Genomic DNA, 15747 nt, shown 5'->3' with positions numbered 1-15747 from the left:
CGCCCGCCCTGCGGCAGCACCCCCGCCACCGCACCCGTCACATGCCCCAGCAAGGCGCGCTTGGAGCCGATATATTTGATCATGACGCGGCCCGACTCATCGCGGCAGCATAGCGGGTTGCAGCGAAGCGCGAGAGGGGCCGCGTCGACAGCCCCCGCAGCCTCAGAACTTGCGGCTGACGCCCAGAGACACGACCCACGGATCGAGGTTCACGCTGGACTTCAGGGCGCCGTCGTTGATCTTGGCGTCGGTCTCGAACCAGACCTTCTTGACGTCGACGTTCAGGCTCCAGGGCCCCTGAATGCCGACGTCGGCGCCGGCTTGAAGCGCATAGCCGAAACCGTCGTCCAGATCGACGGTGAAGCCGTTCTTGTCCTTGCCGCTGTAGAACAGCATGTAGTTCACGCCCGCGCCGACATAGGGGCTGACGCGGCCCTGGCTCAGCGGGCGGTACTGCAGCGTGACAACCGGCGGCAGAACCCAGGTCTCATGCACGGCCACGTCCGTCGCACCGCCTTGGGCGCGAATCTCGTGCCGGGTCGTGCCCAGGATCGCCTCGACCGCGAGGTGATCGGTCAGGAAGTAGGTGAAGCCCAGGGTCGGCATGACGCTGTCGCCCACATCCACCTTCAGGCCGGTGTCGGCGCCCGCGGCTGTGGTGATGGCGTCATCGGCCTGGGAGAAGACGTCGGTGACGCGCCCGCTCACCAGGAAGTCGCCCTTCTTCGGCGCCTCCCAGGCAACGGATGTCTGAGCGAGGGCTGGCGCGGCGCATGCGGTGAAGGCGACGGCGGCAAGCAGCAGGGTCTTGGTCTTCATCTTCTGATCCCCGACGCCCGGGCCGCCTTGTGCGGCCTTCGTCAGGCGTCTGAGCGGGGTGTGCGCCCCGGCGGAAACCTCAGCCTTGATCCAGCGCAAATCGCTCAGGGGGTGGACAATCTGTCCACTCACACCACCCGCGCATGCCTTTGCTGAAGAGCCGCCGCATTGGGATCGAAGGCGGCGCAAACCGCCCTGACGAACGGACGGCCCAGGTCCGTCACCGCCACCGCCGTCCCGTCGATCCGCACCAGACCGTCGTCGACGAAGCGCTCCAACAGCGACCAGGCGCCGGCGACGTCCGACAGGTCCCGACCGCGACGTCGAACGATGGGCGCAAGATCAACGACGAAATCGCACATCAGCCGCTCGATGATCTCGCTGACGAACATGTCGTGTTCGGTCAGGACGACGCCTCGGGCGACCGGCAGGTCGCCGGCCTCGACAGCGCGGCGCCAGTCGCGTTCCTGCGCGTGGTTTTGAACGAAACCCTTGGGCGTGCGGCTGATCGACGAGGCGCCCAGGCCGATCAGCACGTCTGCGGCGTCGGTGGTGTAGCCCTGGAAGTTGCGATGCAGGCGTCCGGCCCGGTCCGCCGCCGCCAGCCCGTCGTGCGGCAGGGCGAAATGATCCAGCCCGATCGCCTGCCATCCCTTGCCGACCAGATAGCGCGCCGCCGCCTGGCTCTGGGCGAAGCGCGCTTCGGCGTCCGGCAGGTCGGCGTCGTTGATCAACCGCTGATGCGGCTTCATCCACGGGACATGGGCATAGCCGAACAGGGCGATCCGTTCCGGCCTCAGCGTCGTGACCTGCCCCAGGGTGGTGATGACGTTCTCGACGGCCTGAAGCGGCAGGCCGTACATCAGATCCAGGTTGAGGGAGGTCACGCCCTGCCCACGCAAGGCTTCGGCCGCCCAGCGGATGGTCTCGAAACGTTCGGGCCGGTTCACCGCCGCCTGAACACGCGGCGACAGGTCCTGCACCCCCAGACTGGCGCGGCTCAGGCCGATGCGGCCCGCCGCCTCGACCCACTCCTGCGTCAGGACTTCGGGATCCAACTCGGCGGCGACCTCGAAACAGTCGTCCAGGTCGAACCGCGCCGACAGACCGGCGAACAGTCGCTCCAGATCGTCCGGCGACAGCATGTTCGGGGTGCCGCCGCCCAGATGGATCGAGCCAACACGGACCGGTCGGCCGATCCGGGCCAGAACCAGATCCGCCTCGCGCAGCAGCAGATCGACATAGCTGGAGATGACGCCCGCCCGGTTCACCGCCCGGGTGTTGCAGCCACAGTACCAACACAGCCGCTTGCAGAACGGCAGGTGCAGATACAGCGAGACCGGCTGATCGGAGGGCAAGCGCCCCAGCCAGTCGGCCCATTCGCCGGGCCCGACGGCAGGCGTGAACTGTGCCGCCGTCGGATAGGAGGTATAGCGCGGCGCATGGGCGTCATAGCGCGCGATCAGGTCGCGAACGGACAGGCGCGCGGGGCTAGAGAGGGACATCGCCCTCTTTCGATGCGTCGGGCGTGGACAGGCCGGCGTCCCCTTCGTCAAACAGATGGAACTCGTGCCACAGGCCGTTCAGCACGCCGAAACCGACGGCCAGGCCAAGCCCCAGGATCCAGGAAAAATACCACATGGTTCTGCGCTCCTAAGGCTCAGTACAGGTCGGGGTTGGTCTTGAGGGCGGCGGTCGACGTCCGGCCCCACAGCACGCGATAGACCCAGGCGGTGTAGAGCAGCACCAGAGGCAGGAAGATCGCCGTGCAGATCAGCATGATGAACAGGGTCAGATGGCTGGACGAGGCGTTCCACACCGTCAGGCTGGACTGCGGATTGATCGAGCTGGGCAGGATGAACGGGAACATCGACAAGCCGACGGTGGAGATGATGCCCACGGCCGACAGCGACGATCCGCCGAACGCCAGCGGTGCGGACCGCCGCCACATGCCGACCAGACCTACAACCGCGCCCAGAAAGCCAAAGGCCGGTGCGATCAGCATCCACGGATAGCGGCCGTAGTTGTCCAGCCAGGCGCCGGGCGCGGCCTGAACCGTCGTGCGCAGCGGATTGGAGAAGCCGTTGACGTCCAGCGCGCCGGTGATCCGGTAGCCCAGGCCGCCGTAAGCGACATAGAGTCCGCCGACCGCAAACAGGATCAGGGCCAGAATAGCGGCGACCGTGCCGAACAGACGCGCCCGCTCCATCACCGGGCCGGCCTCGGCTTTGACGGACAGCCAGGCCGCTCCGTGCAGCACCAGCATGGCCACCGACAACAGGCCGGCGATGAGGCTGAAGGGGGTGAACAGGCCGAGCAGCGTGCCGTCGTAGAAGGACCGCAGGTCGCCATCCAGATGGAAGGGCGCGCCCAGCAGGACATTGCCCACCGCGACGCCGAACACCAGGGCCGGAACGAAGCCGCCGATGAACAGACACCAGTCCCAGAACGACCGCCACTTGGGCGACGCCCGCTTGGAGCGATATTTGAACGACACCGGCCGCAGGATCAGCGCGGACAGCACCAGGAACATCTCAAGGTAGAAGCCTGAGAAGCTGACGGCGTAGACGAAGGGCCAGGCGGCGAAGATCGCGCCGCCGCCCAGGATGAACCACACCTGGTTGCCTTCCCAGGTGGCGCCGACGGTGTTGATCACCATGCGGCGTTCCTCATCCGTCTTGGCGACGAACGGCAGAAGGGCGCCGACGCCCAGGTCGAAGCCGTCGGTCAGGGCGAAGGCGATCAGAAGCACGCCCAGCAGCCCCCACCAGATCAGGCGAAGCGTGGCGAAGTCGAAGGGAAGATCCATTGTCGGATGTCCTAAGGTCTTGGGTCAGGCCACGGCGGGCGCAGGAACGCGCTCGGCGGGCGCTTCGGGGCTGGCTTCGCCGAACGTCTCCTGTTCGTGGAACGGCCCCTTCTTGATGGCGAAGAGCATCAGCCGCACCTCGACCACCGCCAGCGCGCCATACAGCAGGGTGAAGCCGACGATCGTGGCCCACAGTTGCGGTACGGTCAGAGACGAGGCGCCCAGGAAGGTGGGCAGTACGCCCTCCACCGCCCACGGCTGGCGACCGAACTCGGCCAGGATCCACCCGAACTCGATCGCGATCCACGGCAGCGGGATGGCCAGGACGGCTAACCGCAGGAACCACTTCGTATGATGCTTGCGCAGGGTGCACAGCACGAAGGCGGTCCCGAACAGGGCGATCATGAACATTCCGATGCCCGCCATGATGCGGAAGCTCCAGAACAGGGCCGGGACGTTCGGCACCGTCTCCCATGCGGTCTGCTGGATCAGCGCCGGCGTGGCCTGGCGGGGATCGGCGACGTGGCGCTTCAGAAGCAGGCCATAGCCCAGGTCGCGGCGATGGGTCTCGAACACGCCGCGCGCGACGGGATCGGCCGGGTCAGCCTTGACCTTCTCCAGCGCATCATAGGCGATGACGCCGGATTCGATGCGGTCCTCGGCCGTGGCGACCAGTTCGAAGATGCCTTCGACGGGCTTGTCGATGGTGCGGGTGGCGATCAGCCCCATGATCCACGGCACGTGAACGCCGAAATGGGTCTCGCGGTCCTTCATCGAGGGAACGCCGATCAGCGTCAGGCCGGCGGGTGCAGGCTCGGTGTGCCACATGGCCTCCAGAGCGGCGAGCTTCATCTTCTGGTTGTCGGTCAGATTGTAGCCGGACTGGTCGCCCAGCACGACGGCCGACAGCGACGCCGCCAGACCGAACGCAGAGGCCACCGTCATCGACCGCTTGGCGAAGCCGACGTTCTTGCCACGCAGCAGATAGAAGGCTGAGACGCCCAGAACGAAGACCGAGGCGCAGACATAGCCGGCCGAAACGGTGTGAACGAACTTGGCCTGGGCTACCGGGTTGAACACCACGGCCATGAAGTCCGTGACCTCCATCCGCATCGTGTCGGGATTGAAGGCGGCGCCGACCGGGTTCTGCATCCACCCGTTGGCGATCAGGATCCACAGGGCCGACAGATTGGTGCCGAGCGCGACCATGAAGGTGACGAACAGGTGAGCGTGCGGCTTCAGCTTGTCCCAGCCGAAGAACATCAAGCCGACAAAGGTCGCCTCCAAGAAGAAAGCCATCAGCCCTTCGATGGCCAGCGGCGCGCCGAAGATGTCGCCGACATAGTGGCTGTAATAGCTCCAGTTCATTCCGAACTGGAACTCCATGGTGATGCCGGTCGCGACGCCCAGCACGAAGTTGATTCCAAACAGCACGCCCCAGAAGCGGGTGATCGTCCGCCAGATGGGCCGGCGGGTCATCACATAGATCGACTCCATGATGACCAGCATGAACGACAGTCCCAGCGTCAGGGGCACGAACAGGAAGTGGTAAAGGGCCGTCAGCGCGAACTGCAGCCGGGACAGGTCGACGACCGCGAGGTCGATCATGGCGTTGCTCCGAGGAATCGGTCTGCTGGACCGACGTTTCGTCGGCCGTAGGCGGTACGCGGGACGCCCGCCTTGATCTCGATCAAAGCGGCGGCGAACGCCGGGCCCTATTGGACGCTTGGTCCTTGGACATTTCGTCCAACGACGTTTCGCCCAGTGGCGCGCGGCCTGCGCCGAGCGCTGGAGTCGCCTGATGAGCGCCGTGCCAATCGCCCCTGTCTCTGCGGCCGCCTGGCTGAAGCAGATCGGTCGTCCGTGGGGGCGGCTGACCCTGCTGACCGGCGTGTTGACCATTGCGGACGTCGCCCCTGCGATCGGCTTCGCGGCGGGGCTGGCTTTGACGATTTCCAGCCTGACCGTATCGCCGGCCGCCGCCGCGCCGTGGCTGGCCCTGGCTGTGTTCAGTCTGATCGCGCGCGGCCTGATCGGCCAGGCCGCCGTGATCGTCGGCGCGAAGCTGGGTGGGGCGGTAAAGACCGACGTCCGAGGCCGCCTCCTATCGGACCTTTTCGGGCGAGGACGGCGATCCAGTGAGCAGATGACGGCCTTAGTCGAAGGGGTCGGCGCCTTGGACGGCTACTATTCGCGGTTTGCGCCCTTGCGCCTCGCCGCAGGCGTTTCGCCGCTGCTGATCATCGCCGCCGCCGCGATCGCCAGCCCGGTGTCGGCGGGCATCCTGTTGTTCACCCTGTTCCCTTTCATCGTCGGCATGGCCCTGGCAGGCACGGCTGCGGCGGGCGAAAGCCGTCGTCAGTTTCAGGCGCTTGAGCGGCTGTCTGGTCTGTTCATCGACCGTATCCGCACCCTGCCCGCCATTCTCGCCTTCGACGCCGTGGGCCGCACGACGGTGCAGATCGCCAAGGCCTCGGACGAGCTGGAGCGCCGCACCGCCCGCGTCATGCGCATCGCCTTCCTGTCGTCGGGCGTGCTGGAGTTCTTCTCGGCCTTGTCGGTCGCGCTGATCGCCGTCTATTGCGGCTTCAACCTGTTGCGGCTGTTGCCCTTCCCCGTTCCCGAGACGCTGGACCTGTCGCGCGCCTTCTTCGTGCTGGCCCTGGCGCCCGAAGTCTATGCGCCGCTGCGCCGACTGGCGGCCGCCTATCATGATCGCCAGGCCGCCGAGGCCGCGGCCCCATCCCTGATCACGCCAGACCCGCGCCCGGCCCAGCGCACGCCCATCGGCGATCTGGCGCCCGCCATCCATTTTCGCGATGTCGCCATCGCTTATAAAGGCTCGGCCCCTGTCATCGACGGGTTCGACCTCGACATTGCGCCGGGCCAGATCGTGGCGGTGATGGGCGCCAGCGGCGCGGGCAAGTCCAGTCTTCTGCATCTGCTGCTCGGCCTCGCGCCCCTGACGCGCGGCGAGGTCGAGGTGGGCGGCGCGCGGCTCAGCCAGTGCGGCGACATCGCCGGGCGGGTCGCCTGGGCCAGCCAGCACCCGATCGTGACGCCTGGAACCTTGGCCAAGAACATCGCCCTGGCGGATCGCACCGCCTGCCCCGGCCGCATCGGCATGGCGGCGCGCACGGCCGGCCTGTCCGGCGATCTGGATCGCCCCATCGACGAGCGTGGCGGCGGTCTGTCGGGCGGCGAGCGCCGTCGCCTGGGCCTGGCCCGCGCCATCCTGAAGCGGGCGCCGCTTCTGGTGCTGGACGAGCCGACCGCCAATCTGGATCCGGCCTCGGAACACGCCATGCTGGAAGTCATCCGTCAGGCCGCGCGCGGCCGAACCACCCTGATCGCCACCCACTCGCCGGCCGTCGCCGCGCTGGCCGACCGCGTGGTGACGCTATGAGAGGCCCGTCACGCATCGCCGGCCTGATAGGTGCCCAAACTCAGGCCCAGCGCGCCCGGCTTCGGCTCGCCGCGGCCGGCGGCGCTGTCGTCTCGGTGGCGGCCGTCTGTTTGTTGGGGCTGTCGGGCTGGTTCATCACGGGCGCAGCCTTTGCGGGCCTGGCAGGCGCGGCGGCCGCCCAGAGTTTCAACTACATGATGCCCAGCGCCATCATCCGCCTGCTGGCCATCGTCCGCACCGGCGGCCGCTATGTCGAGCGCGTCGCGGGCCATGAGGCTGCCTTGAAGGCGTTGGCCCGCCTGCGCCCGCAGTTGTTCGACGCCATCGCCACAGGCCCGGCCGAGCGCGCCCTGAACCTGTCGTGCGGCGAGGTCTCGGCCCGGCTGGTTCAGGACGTGGACGCGGTTCAAACCCTGTTCGTGCGGCGCTCGGCGCTCTGGAGCCTGGGCTCCGGCGCCGTTTCCGCCGTTCTGCTGGCCGGCCTCGCCTCCCCCTGGGCCGGCGCGGCCCTGTTCGCCGTGATGATCGCAGCCGTCCTGGGCGGCGTCCTTATCGCCCGCCGCCTCTCCGATCCCGCCGGCCGAGCGGTGCAGACCGGCGCAGGCGCGCTGAAGGATCGCCTCGCCGCCCTGGAGGCCGCCGCGCCCGAGCTCAAGGCCTACGGTCTTGACGACTGGGCGTGCGCGCAGGTCGCGCAGGTCGCCGCCGATCACGACGCGGCGCAGATCGCCCTGACCCGATCGGGCGGCTGGATGGCCGTGTGGCAGGCGGCGGCCAGCGCCCTCGCGGTCGGCGTTGTCATTCCCGCCGCATTGCCAGCCGATCTGCCTCTGATCGCGCTGGCAGCCCTCGCGGCGATCATGGGCGTCGAATCCGCCGGAGGACTGGTCGTCGCCCTGCACCAGAACGGCTCCGCCGCCCAGGCCCTGTCTCGCCTCGACGCCGCCATGCCCACGGCGTCCTCCCGTCACGGTCGACCGCTCAGCGGTGCGGTGCTCGGTCTCGCAAACCTTGGCGCCGAGCTGGCGCCGCCCTACCGCCTCGGCATCTTCGGTCCCTCCGGCGCTGGCAAGACGACGCTGATCGAACGCCTGATCGGGTTGCGAACGCCCCAGACCGGCGAGATGCGGCTCGGTGGATTGGACGCCGTTGTCATCGCGCCGGGGGATCGGCGCCAGCTGTTCGCCTATGCGGCCCAGGACGTCCGTCTGCTGAACGGATCCGTGCGCGAGAACCTGTTGCTTGCAGGACCTGCCGACGATGCGGCCCTGTGGGCGGCGCTGGACGACGCCGCGCTGGGCGACCGAATTCGCGCCGAATCGCTGGGGCTGGACACCCCCGTCGGACCGAACAGCGAGCAGCTATCCGGCGGAGAACGACGGCGTCTTGGCCTGGCGCGCGCCTATCTGCGCGATGCGCCCTGGCTGGTGCTTGACGAACCGACGGAAGGCCTGGACGCCGCGACGGAGGCCCAAGTCCTGGGCCGCCTTCAGAACCGCCTAGCCGCGCGGGGGCAAGGCCTGATCTTGGTCAGCCACCGGGCGTCGCCGATGGCGCTCTGCAACCGCTCCATCCGGGTCGAAGGGCTGGACAGCGACGGACATCTTCGTCTGACCTGCCCTCCGGATGACTTGGCCGCCTAGGATGCGCCGTTCGCCATGTCTTTCAGGCGGTCAGGGCGCTCGATCCGCAAGTCGTGCAGAGAGACGGCATGGATGACGCCGCTGGTCTTCAACTTGGTCAGCTCGCGACTGACGGTCTCGATCGTCAGTCCGAGATAGTCCGCGATCTCGGATCGGGTCATCGGCAGTCGCACAGCGTTATCGCCGGACGGACGCAAGGGATCGCGCGAAAGCATCGTCACCAGAAAGCTGGCGAGGCGTTCACGCGCGGTCTTGCGACCGAGCAGAAGCATCTGATCCTGCGCCGCCGTCAGCTCATGCATCGCCCGGCTCAGCAAGGCCGCTTCCAGACTGGGCCGCTCTCGCGCCAGGGCGCGATACTCAGAAGCGCGGAACCGACACACGGTCGTGTCCTCGATCGCCTCCGCAGAGAATGCGTAGGTTTCCCCCGCGGTCAGTCCGACAAAATCGCCTGCGAACAGGAAGCCGGTAATCTGGCGACGACCATCGGGCAGCAGCTTGTAAATCCGCACAGCGCCCGAGGTGATGTTGAAGACGCTGGCGGCGGGTTCATCTTCGCGCGCCATGACATCGCCCGCCGCCAAAACGATCCGCTCGGCGATGGCGTCCAACCGCACGAGGTCATCGCCAGGAAGGCTGGCGCAGACGCTGAAGGCGCGCGCGCCGCAGCCCACGCAGATGGAGTTCTCCAGTCTGTTGTCGCAGGCGGCGGTCAGGGCACGCAGTTCAAGCATTCAGCCTCCATGATCCAGCCATGACTAGGCCCATCGCAAGCTCACCACAATCGCCACTGGCCGGCAGACCGCCTGAATCGAATGGTCAGAACCGCGCCGTCAGGGCCAGGCGGGCGGTGAGCGGTCGTTGAGGCGTGCTGATGTCGCCCGAGGCGTAGAAGGGATTGCCGAAGGTGAAGGTGTCGTCGCTGCGGTTGAACAGATTGTCCACCGACGCCCTGATCGCCCAGCGATCGATCTCGACGCCGACGCCCAGCGAACTGGTCAGATAGCCGGCCGAGGCGCCGGTCGAGGTCGGCGACAGGGCGATATCGGTCGGACCGACATAGCCCAGGCGAAGCTCGGAACGCACCGTCGCGTGCGCCAGATGCGCCTCATGCACGACGCCGGCCTGCACGCTGAAATCGGCGACCGCTGGCAAGCGCGTATCGGTCCCCAGCGCAAAACCGGGGTCCGGTCGGGTCAATTCGGGATCATTGACGACGGCATGCGCATCCAGCGTCCATGGGCCGTCGCGCCATTCGACCTCGCCCTCGATCCCGCGATTGCGGCCATCGCCCAGATTGGCGGTAAAGGGCAGACCCCGGGCGTCGAACCGGTCCGACTGGATGTTGCGCCAATCGGCGACGAAGACCGCGCTTCGCCCGCGCAGGCGCCCTTCGAACAGGGTGAAGCGCGCGCCCGCCTCGCCGGCGACGATCTCGTCCGGCTTCACACGTCGCGCGGGCTGCTGATCGCCAGCCGGCACGGTGCCGGCGTTGAAGCCCGGCCCTCGATAACCCTCGGTCGCCAGGGCGTAGAAGACGAAGGGGCCGCGATCGTATTCGATCACCAGACGTGGGGTGATATCGACCAGAGCGTCTTCTCCAGAAACCTCCGTCGGATCGCCGTCGGTTTCGCTGCGATGCTCGACCCCGATGCGGAACAGGCGCGCGCCGGCCGTGATCTTCAGGTGGTCGGTCAGCGCATAGGCGGCGTCGCCGAACAGAGCCGCCTCGTCCACATGGTCGTGCCTGTGCTGTCGATAGCCCCCCGGCCCGCCCTGCCCGTCCGAGATCGCAACGGTGCGGGTGTGGGTGTATTCCGAGAAGAACAGCCCGGCGCTCCATTTCAGCCGCGCGCCGAAGTCGCCGTTCAACCGCACCTCATGCACCGCAGCCGACAGGTCGTCGGCCTGGTCCAGCGCCGCTGTTCCCGTAAGCCCGAACAGTCCGGCCGCAGGCGTCGCATCGTATCGCGCATCGAGGCCATGCGACTGAACGCTGGACGAGGCCCGCAGCCGCGCCCAGCCCAGATTCCCGTCCACCGAGGCCCAGACGCCGTCAAAATCGTTGCGGCTGGGCTCCATCAGGCTGCGACGACGCGCATAGGGGTCGTCGGCGCCCAGGTTGGCGTACTGGCTGTCGTTGACATCGATGGTCTGGGCCAGGAAGCCCGTCTTCAAGGTCCAGCCGGGGGTCAGACGCAGCAGCGCCGCCGCCCTCAGCCCCTGTCGATGCATGCCGCCGGTATTGCTCAGTCCGAGGGCCTCATCATCGACGTAGCCCCCGACCGTCTCGTCATAGCCGACGATCCGGACCGCCAGGCGATCGCGAAGGATCGGGGCGTTGATCATCAGCTCGACGGCGTCGCCCGGCGCGCCGCCGGCCGTCAGAGCCCCCTCCGCCGTCACGCGCCCATAGACGCCGTCCAGGTCCGGCGCGCGGCTGACCATCTGAACGACGCCGCCCATCGAGCCGGCGCCGTACAGCGCCCCCTGCGGCCCGCGCAGAACCTCGACCCGTTCGATATCCGCCAGACGCAACGCCGGGTCGGGCGCGTCATAGGTCAGGCGCACATCGTCGAGATAGAGCCCGATCAGGCTTTGCGCCTGTCCCGCAACGGGTCCGTCCGCCAGGCCGCGAATGAAGAGCTTGTCGCGTCCCGGCCCCAGGTTAGTGACTGTCAGGCCGGAGACGCGGGCAGCGACGCCGTCGAGGTCGCTGACCCCGGCCCGTTCCAGCGTCACTCCGTCGAGCGACGACAGGCCATAGGGCGCGCGCGACAGCAGCAGATTGTCCGTGCGTGACGCCGTCACCACGATTTCATCCAGGGTCGTCGGGGTCACGGGCGCAGGCGGCGCTGCGATCGTTCGCGCGACGACAGGCGGCGAGGCGGCGACCCGTATGATCCTGTAGGCGCCTTCGCCGACACGGGTCGCAACGCAGTGTGTGCCCAGCATCAATCTGGACAGGGCCACATCGACAGAAAGCCTCCCCCTCACCCCGCGCGTGGGGCCGCATCGATCGGTTCCGGCGGCGTCGATGCTGACGCCCGCCTGCAGGCCGAAATCGAGAACGGCGCTCCGCAACGGCTGAGGCGAGACCGACACCTGAAGCGCGGAACGGCCTTGGGCCATGCCGATCGACGGCGTGGTCACACCGCAAACGACGACCAGGGCGCAGAGGAAGGCTCGTACCAAAAGGCGACGTCCGAAACAGGTTCAGCGCCGTTCTAGACGAACCCCTTGCGGCCCGCGAGTGGCCTTGATCGGCAGGAACCGTTCCAGCCGGCCGATCACAGCCGCTTCGTCATCAAGCACCAGCGTGCCGGAGAAGCGCAGGTTCGCCGCGTTCGGCGCCACAGAAACCGGCGTGGCGAAGGCGCGGCTGAGGTCGGCGACGATCTCGCGTAGCGGTCGATCGTCATAGGCCCGTCGCCCCTGGGTCCAGGCGGCGGCGGTGCGGACATCGACTGGGGCCACGGTCATCCGGTCGTCGGCGTCGTCGCGCTGGACCGACTGACCGACCGTCAGACGCACACGGCGCGCGGGCTGGTGCAGGTCGCTGACCTCGACCACGCCCCGCAGCACCGCAACCTGGGTGTCGCCGGCGGATCTGCGGATGTTGAAGGCCGTGCCGACCACACGCACCTGGCTTTCGCCGACATCGATCAGGAAGGGTCGGCTGGCGTCATGCGCGACGTCGAAGCTCGCCTCGGCCTGATCCATGTGCACCAGACGCCGTCCCCGCTCCATCTTCACCGACAGGGTCGAGCCGCCGTTGATCTGCAGCCTCGATCCGTCGTCCAGCGTCACCGACCGCGTTTCGCCGGGCGCGGTGCTGTAGACCACGGTCGGCGCGGTTTGCAGCATCGGCCCCAGGAAGATCGCCGCGGCGAGGGCCGCAGCCATCGCCGGGACCGCTACCATCCATCGCCGCCCCAGTCCCTTACGCCGCTCGCGGTGCGCCGACAGGTCGATGACTGGCGCCGGCTGAAGGTCGGACAGGTGGCCCGACGCCGCCCACAGCCCCTCGGCCTCGTCGAAGGCGCGCCGATGGGCCGGGTCTTGATCGAGCCATACCGTCGCCGCGTCGATGTCCGCAATCGTCACGTCATCGGCGCGCAGACGCACGACCCAGGCGGCGGCCTGGGCGGCGATCTCCTCGTCCTTGATGACGTCGTCCTGGGTCATGATCCGGTCCGGGTCCGAGCGGGCTTTGGTGGAGAGACGACGCGGCCGCGCCGCATCCTCAATGAAAAATGGCGAAATCCGGTCGTCATGGCCAACCGACCCGCAGCAGCAGTTCCTTCAGCGAGGCGGAAACGTATTTTTCGACCGCGCTGCGCGAGACGCCCATCCGCTCGGCCACCTCGGCATGACTGAGCCCGGCCATCTTGTGCAGACGGAAGGCCTCTGCGGCCTTGGGCGGCATCCGGTCGATCGCGGCGACCACCTTTTCCAGTTTCAGCTTGGCCCAGACGGCGTCCTCGGCCGACGGCGCATCCTGGGCTTCGGCCGCATCATCGATAGCGGAAGCGCGCCGCCATTCCAAGTCGCGCGCGCCGGCACGACGCTGCGCCTTGGACGCATCCAGGGCCAGATTGGCGGCGATGCGATAGAGGAAGGCCTGTGGGTGGCGAACCTCGGCGGCGGCCTCCTCGGTCATGGATTGCAGCCGCACCCAGACATCCTGCGCCAGATCTTCGGCCGCAGCCGACGATCCCGTGCGCGCCGTCAGAAAGCGCACCAGGGCCGGGCGGCTGTCCAGCCACGCGTCCGCCAAGGCTTGCCGCGCCGGTCGGCTCGGGTCGTGCTGAGGGGGACCGGAAGAGGCGTTCACCACCCCATCGTGGGTTGCTGCGCCCTCTGCGGCAACCGCGATTGCGACGGCGAAAGATTTTTTTGTGGGGGTCGCCGCACCGCGTCGTCTCTGGCCCGAAGTCCCCCTGGCCCGAGGCCCGCATGTTTCCACTCCGCCTGCCCGAAGACGCCGATCCGGTTCGCCCGCGCGCGCGCCGCACGCTGTCGTCGCGCATCATCCGGTTCGACGATCCGTGCCGAGGCGAACGTCGCCGCGTGGAGCAGTTCATCGAGGCGGCGTATGCCGAGGCCTATGGCGGCCAGATCCAGGCCCATTTCCCGACCCTGATGAGCGTTCAGGACGAGGCGGGCGTCATCTACGCCGCTGTCGGCTTCCGGCACGCCGCCGAGGCGCCCCTGTATCTGGAGCAATATCTGGACGGCTCCATCGAAACGGTGCTGAGCCAGGCCATCGGCGCCGTCATTGACCGCGCGCAGGTTGTCGAGATCGGCAGCCTGGCCTCCAGCGGACAGGGCGCGACCGTCTTCCTGTTCGCCGCCATGGCCCATCATCTGCAGTCCGAAGGTCTCAGGTTCGCCGTCGCCACCGCGACCGACGAACTGCGCCGCATCTTCCACAAGGCCGGTCTGGGCGCGCTTCAACTTGCGCGCGCCGACCCGCGCCGCCTGGACGACGGCGGCGGCAGCTGGGGCGCCTACTATCAGACCGATCCGGTGGTGCTGGCCGGCTCGATCGACGCAGCGACCGCGCCGCTGGATCACTTCTCCGAAACGGCGCCGGTCGGACGGGCCGTCCGCACCCGCCTGCATTACGAGGATCGCTCATGAGCGCCGTTCTGGACGCCCTGTCGCGTCGCGCCAGCTCCACGCCTGATGATGTGGTGATCCAGTGGGCCGAAGGTTCGCTGACCGCGGCCGAACTTCTGGCGCAGGTCGGGCAACTGGCGGCCGTCCTGGCCGACGACCGGTCTCCCGTCGGGGTCCTGCTCGATAATGGGCCGGCCTGGGTCGTCGTCGATCTGGCGTTGATCCTCGCCCAGCGGCCGAGCGTGCCGATCCCGCCCTTCTTCACGGCCGCTCAACGCGATCACGCCCTGGCCGATGCCGGCGCGGGGCTGCTGATCGTGCCGGGCGCACCGGGCGAAATGACGGCGGGCGGCGCGCCCATCCGGCTGACGCCGACAGGGCTGCCGGTGCGCGATCTGCATCCCGGCACGGCCAAGATCACCTACACCTCCGGCTCGACCGGCGCGCCCAAGGGCGTCTGCCTGTCGCAGGATCAGATGGAGGCGGTCGCCGCCTCTCTGGTTCAGGTCCTGGGCCGGGACCGCGCCGGGCTGCATCTGCCGGTGCTGCCGTTGGCGGTGCTGCTGGAGAATGTCGCCGGCCTCTATGCGACGCTTCTGGCCGGCGGCCGCTATCACGCCGCCAGCCTGGGCGAGGCCGGGATGGGCGAGGCCTTCCGCCCCGACTTTGCGCGCCTGCTGACCACCATTGTCCAGACCGGCGCCACAACCCTGATCCTGGTTCCCGAACTGCTGCGCGGCCTGATCGGCGCCCAAGGCGCAATGCGGCTGGATCATCGGCTGGAGATGATCGCGGTCGGCGGCGCCCGGGTGTCCCCGGCCCTGCTGGAGGCCGCCGCCAAGGCCGGCCTGCCCGTGGTCGAGGGCTATGGCCTCAGCGAATGCGCCTCGGTCGTGGCGCTCAACAGTCCGGACGACGCCCGTCCCGGCACGGTCGGCCGACCCCTGCCTCACCTTGAAGTCCATCTGGCCGACGACGGCGAAATCCTGGTTTCGCCCCATCCCTTCCTCGGCTACGTCGGCCAGGCGCCTGCGCCGGAGCGTCTGCACACAGGCGACATCGGCCGCTTCGACGCCGATGGACGGCTCAGCATCGAAGGTCGCAAGGCCAACACCCTGATCACCGCCTTCGGCCGCAACGTCGCGCCTGAATGGGTCGAGAGCGAGCTTCTGGCCGAACCCCAGATCCTTCAGGCCATGGCGATGGGCGAGGCGCAGGCATCGTTGTCGGCCCTGATCGTGGCGATGCCCGGCGCCGAGCCGGCCCAGGTCGAGGCCGCCGTCGCGCGCGCCAACGCCCGCCTGCCCGACTATGCCCGCATCGGCGACTGGCGTCTGGTCCCGCCGTTCGATCCCGCCGCCGGTCAGGTCACCGCCAACGGTCGTCCGCGTCGCGACACCCTGCTGCGCACCTACGCCTCCTCCCCCTCGCAAGCCGCCTGAGAG

Annotated in this window: 13 protein-coding genes; 4 read left to right on the top strand and 9 right to left on the bottom strand. The window is 68.3% G+C overall.

The genetic code is table 11. The annotated features are described in order from the left end of the window. Positions 1 to 162 precede the first annotated feature (162 nt). From GGC30_RS02760 to GGC30_RS02740, 5 genes are all read right to left on the bottom strand, one after another. Positions 163 to 819, bottom strand: coding sequence for an OmpW family protein (locus tag GGC30_RS02760; protein ID WP_153922611.1), 657 nt, complete (start codon positions 817 to 819; stop codon positions 163 to 165). Positions 820 to 947: 128 nt separating this feature from the next. Then, on the bottom strand, positions 948 to 2324 hold the full coding sequence (gene hemN / locus GGC30_RS02755; protein WP_153922610.1) for an oxygen-independent coproporphyrinogen III oxidase: 1377 nt from the start codon (positions 2322 to 2324) through the stop codon (positions 948 to 950). Beyond that, a complete protein-coding gene (gene cydX / locus GGC30_RS02750; protein ID WP_017504187.1) occupies positions 2311 to 2460 on the bottom strand; it encodes a cytochrome bd-I oxidase subunit CydX in 150 nt (49 codons plus the stop codon). The genes hemN and cydX overlap by 14 nt, the downstream gene beginning before the upstream one ends. A gap of 19 nt (positions 2461 to 2479) precedes the next feature. Next, positions 2480 to 3628, bottom strand: a complete 1149-nt coding sequence (gene cydB / locus GGC30_RS02745; RefSeq protein WP_153922609.1) for a cytochrome d ubiquinol oxidase subunit II — start codon at positions 3626 to 3628, stop codon at positions 2480 to 2482. Positions 3629 to 3652: 24 nt separating this feature from the next. Further along, positions 3653 to 5233 carry a cytochrome ubiquinol oxidase subunit I gene (locus tag GGC30_RS02740; protein WP_370451845.1) on the bottom strand — a complete coding sequence of 527 codons (1581 nt, stop codon included), beginning with the start codon at positions 5231 to 5233 and terminating at the stop codon, positions 3653 to 3655. 196 nt (positions 5234 to 5429) lie between these two features. Here GGC30_RS02740 and cydD point away from each other — a divergent pair, with 196 nt between their 5' ends. Continuing rightward, complete coding sequence (gene cydD, locus GGC30_RS02735) at positions 5430 to 7034, top strand: thiol reductant ABC exporter subunit CydD (protein WP_153922607.1); 1605 nt, start codon at positions 5430 to 5432, stop codon at positions 7032 to 7034. Beyond that, complete coding sequence (locus GGC30_RS02730) at positions 7031 to 8677, top strand: amino acid ABC transporter ATP-binding/permease protein (protein WP_153922606.1); 1647 nt, start codon at positions 7031 to 7033, stop codon at positions 8675 to 8677. The genes cydD and GGC30_RS02730 overlap by 4 nt, the downstream gene beginning before the upstream one ends. Here GGC30_RS02730 and GGC30_RS02725 read toward each other — a convergent pair. The 4 genes from GGC30_RS02725 to GGC30_RS02710 all read right to left on the bottom strand — a co-directional run bounded on the left by GGC30_RS02725 (position 8674) and on the right by GGC30_RS02710 (position 13514). After that, entirely contained in the window at positions 8674 to 9411 is a 738-nt protein-coding gene (locus GGC30_RS02725; protein ID WP_153922605.1) for a helix-turn-helix domain-containing protein, read from the bottom strand. The genes GGC30_RS02730 and GGC30_RS02725 overlap by 4 nt on opposite strands. Before the next feature lie 85 nt (positions 9412 to 9496). Next, positions 9497 to 11872: a TonB-dependent receptor gene (locus tag GGC30_RS02720; protein ID WP_153922604.1), complete on the bottom strand. Its 2376-nt coding sequence runs from the start codon at positions 11870 to 11872 to the stop codon at positions 9497 to 9499. A 21-nt stretch (positions 11873 to 11893) separates the two neighbouring features. Next, entirely contained in the window at positions 11894 to 12865 is a 972-nt protein-coding gene (locus GGC30_RS02715) for a FecR domain-containing protein (protein ID WP_153922603.1), read from the bottom strand. Between the two features lie 85 nt (positions 12866 to 12950). Continuing rightward, positions 12951 to 13514 carry an RNA polymerase sigma factor gene (locus tag GGC30_RS02710; protein WP_370451843.1) on the bottom strand — a complete coding sequence of 188 codons (564 nt, stop codon included), beginning with the start codon at positions 13512 to 13514 and terminating at the stop codon, positions 12951 to 12953. 122 nt (positions 13515 to 13636) lie between these two features. Here GGC30_RS02710 and GGC30_RS02705 point away from each other — a divergent pair, with 122 nt between their 5' ends. Together GGC30_RS02705 and GGC30_RS02700 are read left to right on the top strand one after the other, a co-directional pair. After that, positions 13637 to 14323, top strand: coding sequence for a thermostable hemolysin (locus GGC30_RS02705; protein WP_153922602.1), 687 nt, complete (start codon positions 13637 to 13639; stop codon positions 14321 to 14323). Next, positions 14320 to 15744, top strand: a complete 1425-nt coding sequence (locus GGC30_RS02700; RefSeq protein WP_153922601.1) for an AMP-binding protein — start codon at positions 14320 to 14322, stop codon at positions 15742 to 15744. The genes GGC30_RS02705 and GGC30_RS02700 overlap by 4 nt, the downstream gene beginning before the upstream one ends. Positions 15745 to 15747 lie beyond the last annotated feature (3 nt).

The organism is Brevundimonas sp. SPF441 (genome assembly GCF_009661015.1).
Lineage (GTDB): Bacteria > Pseudomonadota > Alphaproteobacteria > Caulobacterales > Caulobacteraceae > Brevundimonas > Brevundimonas vesicularis.
Note: the sequence above shows the minus strand (reverse complement) of the source record. Positions and strands in the feature narration are given on the sequence as shown.

Coding starts and splice junctions, on each gene's coding strand:
- GGC30_RS02760 (WP_153922611.1), bottom strand. CDS start 819: ATGAAGACCAAGACCCTGCTGCTTGCCGCCGTCGCCTTCACCGCATGC.
- hemN (WP_153922610.1), bottom strand. CDS start 2,324: ATGTCCCTCTCTAGCCCCGCGCGCCTGTCCGTTCGCGACCTGATCGCG.
- cydX (WP_017504187.1), bottom strand. CDS start 2,460: ATGTGGTATTTTTCCTGGATCCTGGGGCTTGGCCTGGCCGTCGGTTTC.
- cydB (WP_153922609.1), bottom strand. CDS start 3,628: ATGGATCTTCCCTTCGACTTCGCCACGCTTCGCCTGATCTGGTGGGGG.
- cydD (WP_153922607.1), top strand. CDS start 5,430: ATGAGCGCCGTGCCAATCGCCCCTGTCTCTGCGGCCGCCTGGCTGAAG.
- GGC30_RS02730 (WP_153922606.1), top strand. CDS start 7,031: ATGAGAGGCCCGTCACGCATCGCCGGCCTGATAGGTGCCCAAACTCAG.
- GGC30_RS02725 (WP_153922605.1), bottom strand. CDS start 9,411: ATGCTTGAACTGCGTGCCCTGACCGCCGCCTGCGACAACAGACTGGAG.
- GGC30_RS02715 (WP_153922603.1), bottom strand. CDS start 12,865: ATGACCCAGGACGACGTCATCAAGGACGAGGAGATCGCCGCCCAGGCC.
- GGC30_RS02705 (WP_153922602.1), top strand. CDS start 13,637: ATGTTTCCACTCCGCCTGCCCGAAGACGCCGATCCGGTTCGCCCGCGC.
- GGC30_RS02700 (WP_153922601.1), top strand. CDS start 14,320: ATGAGCGCCGTTCTGGACGCCCTGTCGCGTCGCGCCAGCTCCACGCCT.